The 12,393-nt window shown below is 51.5% G+C and carries 9 protein-coding genes; 4 read left to right on the top strand and 5 right to left on the bottom strand.

Going from position 1 to position 12,393, the window contains the following annotated elements; all coding sequences use genetic code 11:
* Positions 1-50: 50 nt before the first annotated feature.
* From ACTZWV_RS04550 to pepB, 5 genes are all read right to left on the bottom strand, one after another.
* The gene (locus ACTZWV_RS04550; RefSeq protein ID WP_444785397.1) at positions 51-278 is read right to left on the bottom strand and encodes a hypothetical protein; all 228 of its coding nucleotides are present in this window, start codon (positions 276-278) and stop codon (positions 51-53) included.
* A gap of 96 nt (positions 279-374) precedes the next feature.
* Complete coding sequence (locus ACTZWV_RS04545; RefSeq protein ID WP_444785643.1) at positions 375-2,528, bottom strand: winged helix-turn-helix domain-containing protein; 2,154 nt, start codon at positions 2,526-2,528, stop codon at positions 375-377.
* Between the two features lie 18 nt (positions 2,529-2,546).
* Positions 2,547-4,823, bottom strand: coding sequence for a penicillin-binding protein 1B (gene mrcB, locus ACTZWV_RS04540; RefSeq protein WP_444785396.1), 2,277 nt, complete (start codon positions 4,821-4,823; stop codon positions 2,547-2,549).
* The gene (hrpB, locus tag ACTZWV_RS04535; RefSeq protein ID WP_444785395.1) at positions 4,820-7,264 is read right to left on the bottom strand and encodes an ATP-dependent helicase HrpB; all 2,445 of its coding nucleotides are present in this window, start codon (positions 7,262-7,264) and stop codon (positions 4,820-4,822) included. Before hrpB ends, mrcB begins: the two co-directional genes overlap by 4 nt.
* A 73-nt stretch (positions 7,265-7,337) precedes the next feature.
* Positions 7,338-8,630: an aminopeptidase PepB gene (gene pepB / locus ACTZWV_RS04530; protein WP_444785394.1), complete on the bottom strand. Its 1,293-nt coding sequence runs from the start codon at positions 8,628-8,630 to the stop codon at positions 7,338-7,340.
* Positions 8,631-8,897: 267 nt separating this feature from the next.
* Here pepB and dksA point away from each other — a divergent pair, with 267 nt between their 5' ends.
* The 4 genes from dksA to folK all read left to right on the top strand — a co-directional run bounded on the left by dksA (position 8,898) and on the right by folK (position 12,384).
* Entirely contained in the window at positions 8,898-9,347 is a 450-nt protein-coding gene (gene dksA, locus ACTZWV_RS04525; RefSeq protein WP_173499276.1) for an RNA polymerase-binding protein DksA, read from the top strand.
* A 13-nt stretch (positions 9,348-9,360) separates the two neighbouring features.
* On the top strand, positions 9,361-10,254 hold the full coding sequence (gluQRS, locus tag ACTZWV_RS04520) for a tRNA glutamyl-Q(34) synthetase GluQRS (protein ID WP_444785393.1): 894 nt from the start codon (positions 9,361-9,363) through the stop codon (positions 10,252-10,254).
* A gap of 178 nt (positions 10,255-10,432) precedes the next feature.
* On the top strand, positions 10,433-11,884 hold the full coding sequence (pcnB, locus tag ACTZWV_RS04515) for a polynucleotide adenylyltransferase PcnB (protein ID WP_444785392.1): 1,452 nt from the start codon (positions 10,433-10,435) through the stop codon (positions 11,882-11,884).
* Positions 11,884-12,384, top strand: a complete 501-nt coding sequence (folK, locus tag ACTZWV_RS04510; protein ID WP_444785391.1) for a 2-amino-4-hydroxy-6-hydroxymethyldihydropteridine diphosphokinase — start codon at positions 11,884-11,886, stop codon at positions 12,382-12,384. The genes pcnB and folK overlap by 1 nt, the downstream gene beginning before the upstream one ends.
* The last annotated feature ends 9 nt before the right edge of the window (positions 12,385-12,393 follow it).

The raw sequence follows: 12,393 nt of genomic DNA, 5'->3' as shown, positions 1-12,393 counted from the left end.
TATACCCTAACTATAAGAAATGTTTAGTGTTGCGGTTTAAACCACTAAAGTCAGGCTACCTTTTCTTCCTTAACGCTACGTACATCTCTGGTAGCGTCTTTTGGCTCTAATGCAGGGCTGTATATATCAGGGTCGCCACAAGCAGGGAACCATACACAAGCTATATAGTCGGTGGCATCCCATACTTTCTGCTCCGCTTTGAGCTCAGTATCAGCATTTACTCCAAAATAACCGGCGGCAACGACAAGGGTGGTGGCAGCTAATGTCAGCTTTTTCATGTTTTTCGCTCTCTGGTTTGGCTAAAGACGAATAGACATTAGGCGGCTGACAATTAATTATCTCGATGATTTCAGTATAAAATAATTACAAATTCCCTACGGTAACGCTATATACGCAACGTCAAAATCCCCTCTTACGGCTTCAAGGATATAGATATAATTCTCATCAGGTGTCAGGCTAAACCGGCTGTGATACAAGTAATCAACTGCTACCGCGTCGCTGATTTTTTTGCTGTCAAAAGCATAATATTTTAGAGAATACTTAATATCCTCTAACAAGTACGTAAAATAAATTCCATTTGCGGTAGTTTGAACTTTTAACCACAGTTGGTTCTCTGGCAAAGCAATAGGAATTTCCTCCACCTGCTGTGTATCAGACCATAGAATATAAAACTTTTTCGATATAGCATCGCGCCAAAGGCTGTATTTACCATCATAACTTTCAATATACAGCTCACGATCAACAGCAAATACCCCAGGCATTAGCATATTATCGCTAATCTCGTGGCTGACAATATTCCAGCGGCCATTTTTAGACTCTGCATAATATACCTTCAGGCCATCATGGCTCCAGGCAGGCGAAGCTATAACGTTGTCGCTGGTATCAGACAGTCGGATTGGCGGCACTACGTCTGATAACAACCAGATTTCATTGTTTATTTGCGCTAACAGTTTCTTCCCGTCAGGAGAAAACACCAAGCTGCGAAAGCGTTCATTTTTATCAAAATAAGTGATTTGCTTCTGCTCACCATTTGGGTAAAACAGCCAAACCTGAGGTAAACCGGAGCGACGTGACACAACCGCCGTTGGCCCTTGCGCTACAGGATTAGCCTCTGCCAGAGTTTCATTTCTGTTCGAGCTGAACACGGTACTGCTTTCTTGCGATGGGTTAGTGATCTGGTTCGACACTTTCTTAATATTAACGTGAGCAAAATTACCAATGGAGGCATAAACCCGGTTGCTTTTGACTATCTGTATTTCCAAAGCATTAAAATCTGTATAAGCAACAACACTGGTTATACCGGTACTGACTTCTACACGGTTTATCGCAGTAGGTGCAGAGGGATACACAATATATTTATCATCATTGGTCCAGTCTATGTTGCCTGGCAATACATCAGTTACCTTCACCAACATTGATGTTTCGCGACTGGATAAATCCAACACCCATATTTGGGCCGACCCCGCAGCTTCCCGCAGAAAAGTTATTTTGTTGCCGGAGTTAGAAAATCTTGCTACATAATCACCAAAACTTGTAGGCGGAGGCGTTGTAAGCACTTCAGCAGCGCCACTGGCAACGCGCTTCAACATCAAAACTGTTTGTCTGTTATCGCTCATCGTTGGATAAACAATATAAGTGCCATCAGGTGACCAGGTGATACGGGAAGAAATTGAGTTATCACCACACGCCAACAGTTGTCTATCGTTGGCTACAGAGAACGTATCACTATTGAAATCCAGTATTCTTATATCACACTCACCGTTCGGATAGACCCTCTGGTAAATAATCTGACTCCCATCCGGACTAAATGCGGCACCGAAGCTACTATAAGCCGATTCAGTAAGCTGTGCCCGTTTATGCTCCTTCAGATCCTCCAGCATGAGCACAGTAACATTTTCTTCTTCCGGGCTGGCATAACTGTAAACCAGATAGCGCTCGTCTTCCGACACATTATGGTAAAACTCCAAACCATCCAGTGAAGTAACCGGCGAATACCTCAACATCGGTATCGTATCAGCATTATCGCCCACAGTATCTGCCGGCCAGAACCACCAACTCAGTAACATCACCAGTAGCGCAACAGCTGCGGTGCCAAGTAACAAAGGTTTATTACTGCGTTTTTTAACCTGTGGTGCAGTATTGCTGGTTAGCGGTTGAGCAGCGTCCTGTGATTCCGGCGGTACTATTGCCGACACCGGCGCAATAAAGCGATAGCCGCGTTTGGGAATGGTTTCGATATAGCGTGGTTCGCGGGTGTCATCGCCCAGTGCCACCCGCAATACGCGGATAACCCGGGTTACACGACCGTCCGACACATCACGAATGCCCCATACATCAAGCAGTAACTCGTCTTTGGTGACCAGCTTACCGGCATGCACAATAAAATAATTTGCCACCTTTTGTGACAAATTATCCAGGTCAGCCGTGGCAATAATCTTACCGTCAGGGTCAAACTGCACCAGTTTGTCCTGCTCGGGTAAATATTGCCAGTCTCCTACCTGTAACGGGCTGTCGGGTTTTAGCGCCATAACGTCAGACAATCGCTGTTATTCTTCTGTGCATTGAGTCATTACAGGCATTTCAACTGAAATCGCAGGTAATAACAATATGTTAAGACAATTTTGTGCTTCTGCATAACCGCTGTTAAGCGAAAATGCCTGTAAACTTACCTGTTCAGGCATAGCGCGGATCAATGAATCCGGTGGCTGCAGGCTGTAGTAACGGCTAAACACCCCCAAGGCACCGGTGGCCCCGGTCAGGCCGATAGTTTTGTTGTCATCACGGCCTAACCACACTGTGGTCAGCGTTTGCTGATCAAAACCACTAAACCAGCTGTCACGGTAATCACTGGAGGTGCCGGTTTTACCCGCCAGAATCACACCGGGGAATTGACGATTCAGCATTTTAGCAGTGCCGGTTTTTGCCGCCTGCATTAAGGCGTACTGCAACAAATATATTTCTTCATTGTTGTAGCGCTGGGTCAGCTGATGATCGCGCATATGCAAAACATGACCGTTACTGTCGGTCACCGCATATAAGGTGGTTAACTGCTGGTGCCTGCCATTATTAGCCAGCGTTTGATATAGCTGAGTCACTTCCAGCGGGCTTAGCTCTATTGCACCGAGCAAGGCAGCCGGGTGCAATTTTACTTTGCGGTTCAAGCCCAGCTTGCGCAGCCCGTCGTTAATAGCCGGCAAGCCTAACTGCAAACCCAGCCGCACCGTAGGAATATTCAAAGAGTCGGCCAATGCATCAATCAGGCTGACATTGCCGCGGTACTGCTTGTCGAAATTCTGCGGTTGCCAATCCTGGTCATTGCTGCGCAGCCGTATCGGATTATCCTCCAACCGGCTGGCCAGGGTATAACGGCCACGCTGCGCTAAGGCCTCCAGATAAATTACCGGCTTGATGATACTGCCAATTTGCCGCCTGGCATCAATAGCGCGGTTAAAGCCCCCCTGGACACCATCTTTGCTACCCACCATGGCAATAATTTCTGCCTGCTGATAATTTGCCACTATCATGGCAGCCTGCAGCTCGCTATCCAGCGGCGCCAGCTGCGTTTGCAGGGCTTGCTCTGCTGCGCGCTGCGCCTGCGTATCCAGATAGGTAAACACTTTAATGCCCTGGTCGCGGTATTCCGGGCTGATGCTAAGCTGACGTAACTCTTTTTTGACGCCATCCAGGTAGGCGGCATAACCGGAATTCAGATACTGGCCGCGCGGGAGCACTGTTACCGGCTGTTGCACAGCGTGTTCATACTGCTGCCGGTTTAACAAATGCTGCTCAAACATCAGCCGCAGTACAACATCCCGGCGCTGCTGCGCCCGCTGCGGATGGCGGCGCGGGTCAAAATACGACGGCCCCTTTAACAGGCCTATCATCAGCGCATATTCTGCCGGCTGCAGCTCGGTCAGCGGTTTACCAAAGTAAAACCTGGCACCCAGACCAAAGCCATGCACCGCATTGGCGTAATTCTGTCCGACAAAAACTTCGTTAATATAAGCTTCGAGGATCTGATCTTTGTTAAAACGATAATCCAGCACCAGTGCTATTAAGGCTTCATTGGCTTTACGCCATAAAGTGCGGTCACTGCTGAGGTACATGTTTTTTGCCAGTTGCTGGGTCAGCGTAGAGCCGCCCTGCACAGTTTTACCGGCGGTAATATTGACCCACAATGCACGCAGCACCGACAACGGTGATACGCCATGGTGATGATAAAACTCGCGGTCTTCTACCAGTAGCAAGGTGTCTTTAAATAATTCCGGCACCTGCTCCAGGCGAACTAATTCGCGGTCTTCCTGCTGCGCTGCTACCAGATGTTCAATCAGCTGCGGCTCCAGCCTGGCAAAATTCACTGCATCCTGTTGCTGGCGTTGCGTAATACGGTTAATACCACTGCGGTTAAACTCGACGCTGAACAATAAAGGCGCTTCATAGCCATCTACATAGGTAAAAGGCCGGCGATAAATGCTGATGTGATTGCGTGACACGCTGTACTGCCCGGGCGCATTCAGCGCCGGGTTGCGCTGATATTGCAGCGCATCTAACTGTGCCATCAGCTGCTGCTGCGTAATCACTTTGCCCGGCACCAACTCGACACTGCGGGCATAAATTTGCGCCGGCACCTGCCATTTTTGGCCGCTGAATTTTTTGCTGATTTTGCTATCAAGGTAAATCAGGTAAAACGTCAGTATTAACAACAGCAATAAAGCAAGTTTACCCAAGAATAGCGCGCTGCGTTTCAGCCGGTAACCCGGTGAGGATCGCCCGGCCGCAGCTGGTTTAGCGCGCCTGGTCGGCGCCGCTGGTTTTCTGCTCATTTAAGCATCGCCTTTTTCGTTTTTGTTGTTGGCATCGCTTGAGCCGGATCTTCCGGCCAGTAATGTTTCGGGTAGCGCCCGCGCATTTCTTTTCTTACCTCTTGCCAGGCGTTTTGCCAGAAACTGGCTAAATTCTGTGTCACCTGCAGCGGCTGCCGTGACGGTGACAGCAAAGCAATGGTGATATTTACCTTGCCCTGTAATAAGCAGGGCGAACTCATCTGACCATACATTTCCTGAACCCGCACTGAAAGCGCCGGCCCGCCGTCGGCCAGATAATCAATGCTAAGCCGTGAGCCGGTAGGCGCTTGCCAATGCGTGGGTAACAGCTGATTCAACTGCTGTTGCTGCTGATAACTTAAGCATTGCAGCAAGGCGTCATACAAGGGTAACTGTGCCAAAGCCGCACTTTTACTCAGCGGCGCTAAATAAGCACCAAGCCAGTCCGGTAAGGTGTTTAACAAGGCAGCGTCGGAAAAATCCGGCCAGCCGGCATCAGGTTGATGCTGCTGCAATAGCGCTACTCTGGCCCGTAATTGCAGCACAGTGTCGCTCCAGTTCAGACAGCTTAAGCCTTTGTTACGGATATAAGCTTGCCACGCTTGCTGCTTTTGCTCTGCTGTCAGTTGCAACGGCGCCGGCTTGGCATCAAGCAGGCACTGGCCGAAATTAAGTTGCTGCTCGGTAAAAAAGCGACCGTTTTTGTCATCCCAGGACGTTTGCGTGTGCCAGCCAAGCTCTGCCTGCCAGTCTGTCACTATGACATCGCTACTGATACCAAGCGCATGATAAATGCGGTTATCGCGGCCAAACTGCTGCATATGCAGCACCACCAACCAGGCTTGTCCGGTTAAGCTGTGGCCCTCCTGCAATACGGCGCCAATGCCGTTGGCTAACTGATAACCCTGGCCACGGCGTTTGGCTAAACGATCCGGGAAAGCCCGCAGTGCCAGCACCGGCGCTAACTCCAGCGGTAGCGATTCTGTCAGCTGACAGCCTAGCAAACGGGCGAAACTTTGTGCCTGTTGCCACTGCAGTGGCAGTGTTTGCTTCACGCGGCCAAGCAGGCTGTATAGATCGCCCTGCAGCACCCGCGTATCTTCCAGCAAGGCTGCCAGTACACATGCCAGCGCCGGTGCATGCCGGTGCCCCTGCTGCGCCAGTTGCTGCGCATGTAACAACATGGCCGCCAGCCTGGGCTCGGTGCCCAGTTTATGCGCCAGCCGCCCCGTGGCCGTAATAACGCCGCGGCTGTCAATAAACCCCAGTTGCTGCAGCAATTGCTCTGCCACCGCTAAAGACGCGGCTGGTGGCGGCGTTAACCAGTGTAAATCATCTACCTGACAACCCCAGGCAGCTACCTCAAGCCGCAATGCGGTTAAATCACTGATCTCAATCTCCGGCGCCTCAAACCGTGCTCTGCGCTGCCATTTCTCTGCTGTGTCCAGCCGGTAGCAATGGCCGGGTAATAACCGGCCGGCGCGGCCGGCACGCTGAATAGCCGACGCCTGGCTGATAGCGGCGGTTTCCAGCACACTTAAGCCCTGGCGTGGATTAAACCTGCTTTGCCGGCACAGGCCGCTGTCGATCACTACGCTGATGCCGTCGATGGTTAAACTGGTTTCGGCCAGATTGGTCGACAGTACCACTTTGCGCATACCGGCCGGCGGTGGCGCAATAGCAGCTTGTTGCTGTGCCAATGTCAGGCTGCCCAGCAAACGATGTAGCTGCACATTGGCGGCGAAACCCTGTTGCTGCAACAGCTGGGCACTTTGGTTAATTTCCGCCTGGCCGGGTAAAAACACCAGAATATTGCCGTCATGTTTACTCAGCGCCATCTGCACTAAAGCGGCAATTTGCTGCGCCAAAGGTTGGCTGCCCGGCAGCACATACTCTACCGTTACCGGATAACTGCGACCTTCACTGGCCAGTACCGGCGCGTCCAGCCTGCTGGCTAGCTGCGCCATGTCCAGGGTGGCTGACATAATCAGCAATTGCAACTGTGGCCGCAGTTGCTGCACTTCCAGACACAGCGCCAGGGCTAAATCTGCATGTAATGAACGCTCGTGGAATTCATCAAACAGCAGCAGATCCACTGTGCTCAGTTCAGGGTCCTGCTGTAATTTACGGGTTAATATGCCTTCGGTAACAATAAGCAAACGGGTGTTGCTGCTGTGTTTTTGTTCCTGGCGGATCTGGTAACCCACACTGTCGCCTACGGCTTCGCCCAGTTGTGCCGCCAGATAGGCCGCAATACTTTTTGCTGCCAAGCGGCGCGGTTCCAGCATTAACAACTTTTTGCCGGCAAAATCGGCGTGCTGCAATAAATACAGCGGCAGATAGGTCGATTTGCCGGCACCGGGCGGCGCCGACAAAATCACTTTATTATGCTGCTGTAACAGTGACAGCAACTGCGGAACAATTTCAGCAACAGGTAACACTACTTAACCCACACAAAATTATATTAGCGCCAGTTTACCCTGTTTTCTGCTGACGCCCCAGCCTTGTGCCGTTTCAGGCTTCGCCAAGTAAGGTAGCACTGAGGGTACGAATGCCCTGGCCGGTGGCACCGGCAGCCCAATAAGCGTTATTGCTGTTATTAAAGGCGGCCGCTAAATCAAAATGTAACCAGCCTTTGCCGTCGTTAGGCACAAAGCGGCTTAAAAAACCGGCGGCGTTGCTGGCGCCACCGGCACCACCGCCTTTTACCGGCCGGCTGTTGGCGGTATCGGCATAAGCCGACGGACATTGTTGCTGATGCCATAGCTCCAGCGGTAACTGCCAGGTGGGCTCCTGCGCTTGTTCGGCGTAGGCCAGGGCTTTTTGCGCCAGCGCTTTATCCAGCGCAAACAGCGCATTGTATTCGCCGCCCACCGCCGTCATGGCAGCACCGGTTAAGGTAGCGGCATCAATAATCAGCCCGGCGCCGCTTTCTGCCGCACACATCAGGCCATCAGCCAGTACTAAGCGACCTTCGGCATCGGTATTAACAATCTCAACCGTAGTACCGTTTTTATAGGTAATAATATCACCCAGCTTATAGGCGTTACTGCTGATCAGGTTTTCTGCACAGCATAAGATCAGCTGTACACGCTTATTCAGCCCCTGCAGTATCGCCAGCGCCAGCGCGGCCGTTACCGTAGCAGCACCGCCCATATCGCACTTCATCGCCAGCATGCTTTCAGTAGCTTTAATCGAGTAACCGCCACTGTCAAAGGTAATGCCCTTACCTACCAGTGCCGCACTCACCGGCGCTGCAGTATTGCCGGTGGGGTTATAGTCCAGTACCAACATGGCCGGCTTACGCGCACTGCCACGTCCAACAGCGTGCAAGCCATGCCAACCCTGAGCCAGCAGTTGTTCATCGAGCAATATATGGCTGCTGACCGTGCCTGCTGCTGCCACACTGTTAATAAAGGCCGCGGCCTGTTTCGCCAGTTGTTCGGGGTACAGTTCATCCGGAGTTTGGTTAATCAGCTGCTTGGCCCAGCTGAAACACTGTGCCAGTTGTTCAAGTTGGGCAATGGTGGTGGAGTCGCCACAAAATTGCACCCCGGTTTGTTTTTTTGCACTGCAAAAGCCCTGATAAAACGCCCATTGCAGCTCTAATGTCCAGTTATCACCACTTAACTGTAGCTGTGTCAGGCCTAAGCCGTCTAAGCTGCGGGCGGCTTTTTGCACACTGCGCTGTGCATCAGCGCCGTTAAGATGAATTTGAAAACCATTCACGGTGGGCGTAAGCGCTGCTTTGCCCCATTTGCTTGCGGCGCTTGCTGTTTGAAGCTGAATTTGCACAACGTCTGCCATGTTTAATCCTTTTTAATCAGTGCTGTTGCTAAGTGATATGCTGTGCTACTGAGTGTACCACAAGGCTTTACGCGCAAAAGCTCACCGCGTTATTTTGTCACTTTGCTACGCTAAACTGCACGGTCTTGCACAGCGAATTAAATAAGATGACGGCTTGCTGTGCAGTCTGTATACTGCCGCGTCTTTTTAAATCTGATTGCGATGCCGGCAATATTCTGCTATCTATAGCCGCCATATTTTTTGCCAGGCATTATACAGGAGATGATTATGCCAGAGGGTAAGACTACCAAAACGCTGGGCTTACTGGCCCTTGCAGGTGTAGCGCCATACCAGGAAGCGGTCGGGGAAGAGTATATGAACCCGAAGCAACTGGAACATTTCCGCCGCATTCTTGACGCCTGGCGTCAGCAGTTGCGCGAAGAAGTTGACCGCACCAAAAACCATATGGCGGATGAAGCCGCTAACTTCCCGGATCCGGTAGATCGTGCCGCCCAGGAAGAAGAATTCAGCTTAGAACTGCGCGCCCGTGACCGTGAGCGTAAGTTGCTGAAGAAAATTGAGAAAACCTTGCAGAAAATCGAAGATGAAGACTTTGGTTACTGCGATACCTGCGGTATTGAAATTGGTATTAAGCGCCTGGAAGCCCGTCCTACGGCAGACATGTGTATCGATTGCAAAACCTTAGCAGAGATTAAGGAAAAGCAACTGGGCGGCTAAGATGCCCGCTAAGATGCCAATTGTTCCCCCCGCTTATATCGGCCGGTTTGCGCCCTCGCCTTCCGGCCCGCTTCATTTTGGCTCCCTTATTGCTGCGGTTGGCAGCTATCTGCAGGCAAAAAGTCAGCATGGCCGGTGGCTGGTGCGGATGGAAGACATCGACACACCGCGTATGCAACCGGGCATGGACAGCGATATTCTGCGCACCCTAGAACAATTTGGCTTACTGTGGGATGGTCAGGTGCTGTATCAAAGCCAGCGCCAGACGCGCTACCGCGACATGTTCAGCCAGTTGCAACAGCAACAACTGATTTACGCCTGTCAGTGCAGCCGCAAGCAAATCAGTGCTATGGGTGGCACTTACGACAACCGCTGTAACGCATTGCAGTTAACTGCAGATAACCTGGCATGGCGCCTGCGCAGCAATAACGTCAATACGCAGTTTACCGATCTGGTATTTGGCGCTCAGCAGATAAGCATGCCGCTGGCACAGGAAGATTATATTATAAAACGCCGTGATGGCTTATTTGCTTATCAGCTGGTAGTGGTAGTGGATGATATCGACCAGGGCGTAACCGAGGTGATCCGCGGTGCTGATTTACTGTCAATGACACCGCGGCAACAAGCCTTGTGTAGCTTGCTTGGTGCACCTGTGCCGCGCTATGGCCACTTACCGCTGGCAGTGCTGCAGCCAGGCTTTAAGCTCAGCAAACAAAACCATGCTGCGGCTATCAGCCAATGGCCGCAGGCAGAGGTCATGTATAAAGTGCTGAGTTTTCTTGGCCACCCGCCACCGCCTGAATTAAAACACGCCGCGGTAGCAGAGCAGTTAAGCTGGGCCACTGCATGCTGGCAATTGACTAAGGTACCGCGGCAAATGGAAATAAGCAGCACAGAATTTCGTTAAGCCGGCGCGGTTTAATTCTTTTTTTGCTTCGGCTGCGGTATTATTAGCCGGTTTTTTTAAAATGCAGCTCAAGGCTGCTTTGGAATACAGCTCAGAGCTGTTTCAGAATGCAGCTCAAGGCTGTTTCAAAATACAGCTCAGGGCTGTATTTGTCAGGAGAATTATCATTATTTCGCGAGTGTTAGATTTTTGCCGCCGCACCTTTGGCACTAAGGCCAAAGCCCCTAAGGCAGGCAACCCTAAAAGCAAAATCAGCGGCAAAGCAGCACAGGCGCCACGCCCTGCCGCCGCTGCCAGCCTGTTACCACAAGTACAGCGTTTAAGCCGCGACCAGCATGCTATTTCGCGTAAAGATATCAGCCCAAACGCGCTTAAAGTGTTGTACCGCTTAAAAGATGCCGGCTTTGATGCCTATCTGGTTGGCGGCTGTATCCGCGACTTACTGCTGGGTATCAAACCGAAAGACTTTGACGTGGTCACCAACGCCAAACCCGAGCAGGTAAAACAAGTGTTTCGTAACTGCCGGCTGATTGGCCGCCGTTTTCGCCTGGCACATGTGGTATTTGGCCGTGAAGTAATAGAGGTGGCAACCTTTCGTGGCCACCACAGCGGCACTGATGATGAAGCCGACACCGCACCAAAGCTGAAAACGGCCAGTTTAAGCGATCATGGCCAAATTTTGCGCGATAACGTGTACGGCACTATTGAAGAAGATGCCGAGCGACGCGACTTCACCATTAACGCGTTGTATTACTCGGTCAATGACTTCTCTGTGTACGATTTTGCCAACGGTATTCAGGCGATTGCAGAGCGTAAAATCGAACTGATTGGCGACCCGGACACACGCTATCGCGAAGACCCGGTACGCATTTTGCGCGCCATTCGTTTTGCCACCAAATTAAATATGCAGATAGCACCGGCCACGGCAGCCCCTATCCCGCAACTGGCAGTCATGCTGAAAAACATTCCGCCACCGCGTTTATTTGACGAGCTGGTTAAGCTGCTGCTGGCCGGCAAAGCCTTTGATAACTTTATGCTGATGCGCGACACCAGGGTGCTGAAGCAACTGCTGCCGCAACTGGACAAACTGTTAAAGCAAGAGCCGGAAGGCAAGGCGTTCCAGTTAGCCACCAAAGCGCTGCAAAACACCGATGAGCGGGTTGATGCCGATAAACCGGTAACGCCAGCCTTTATTTTCGCGGCCCTGCTATGGTACCCGGTAGAGTTGCGTAGCCAAACCCTGGTGACCGATGGCTTAAGCGAAATTGATGCAATGAATATCGCCATGACCGAAGTGCTGGACGATATACAGCGTACTATCGCTATCCCTAAGCGCTTTACGCTGTCGATGCGGGATATTTGGGCACTGCAAAGCCGTTTAACCAAACGCGCCGGCCGCCGTGCCTTTAAACTGCTGGAGCAACCTAAATTTCGTGGTGCCTTTGACTTTCTGCAATTGCGTGCTGAAGCCGAAGGCGGCAGCTTAGTTGAGCTGGCCCTGTGGTGGGAAAGGTTCCAGTTTGCTGACGAGCCAGACCGGTTACAGCTGATCAACCAGCTGGGCAAAGACGGCATCGACAAAGGCCCGCGGCGCCGGCGCAGCTATAAACGTAAACCCACGGCAGAATAATGACACCGCTACGCTGTTATATCGGTTTAGGTGCTAACCTGGATCAACCAGTAGCGCAACTGCAGCAAGCTGTGCAGGCGCTTAAGCAGTTAACCCACAGCAAGCTGGTGGCAGTATCCGGCTTTTACGGCTCCAAACCTATGGGGCCGCAAGACCAGCCGGATTACGTTAATGCCGTAGCCGCTATCGACACCACGCTAAGTGCAGAGCAATTACTGGACGCCCTGCAACAGATAGAACAACAGCAAGGCCGTAAGCGCAAGGCTGAGCGTTGGGGGCCGCGCACGCTGGATTTAGACATTCTGCTGTATGGCGACCAGGTTATTGCCACTGAACGCTTAACAGTGCCGCACTATGGCCTGCGCGTACGCGAATTTGTGCTGTATCCGCTGCATGACATTGCCCCGCACCTTAGCCTGCCGGACGGTACTGTATTATCCTCTTTACTGGCGCAGGTACCGCTTAACGGCCTGCAAAAACTTCACAGCAGTTGCAGCTAATCGCACTTT

This window comes from Rheinheimera sp. NSM (assembly GCF_052380015.1).
Taxonomy (GTDB): Bacteria; Pseudomonadota; Gammaproteobacteria; order Enterobacterales; family Alteromonadaceae; genus Alishewanella.
This window is presented reverse-complemented; position numbering and strand designations above follow the sequence as displayed.

Bases quoted from the DNA above. Each gene is read 5' to 3' on its own strand.
- folK (WP_444785391.1), top strand. From the start codon at position 11,884: ATGACACCGCTACGCTGTTATATCGGTTTAGGTGCTAACCTGGATCAA.
- mrcB (WP_444785396.1), bottom strand. From the start codon at position 4,823: ATGAGCAGAAAACCAGCGGCGCCGACCAGGCGCGCTAAACCAGCTGCG.
- gluQRS (WP_444785393.1), top strand. From the start codon at position 9,361: ATGCCAATTGTTCCCCCCGCTTATATCGGCCGGTTTGCGCCCTCGCCT.
- ACTZWV_RS04545 (WP_444785643.1), bottom strand. From the start codon at position 2,528: ATGGCGCTAAAACCCGACAGCCCGTTACAGGTAGGAGACTGGCAATAT.
- pepB (WP_444785394.1), bottom strand. From the start codon at position 8,630: ATGGCAGACGTTGTGCAAATTCAGCTTCAAACAGCAAGCGCCGCAAGC.
- dksA (WP_173499276.1), top strand. From the start codon at position 8,898: ATGCCAGAGGGTAAGACTACCAAAACGCTGGGCTTACTGGCCCTTGCA.
- ACTZWV_RS04550 (WP_444785397.1), bottom strand. From the start codon at position 278: ATGAAAAAGCTGACATTAGCTGCCACCACCCTTGTCGTTGCCGCCGGT.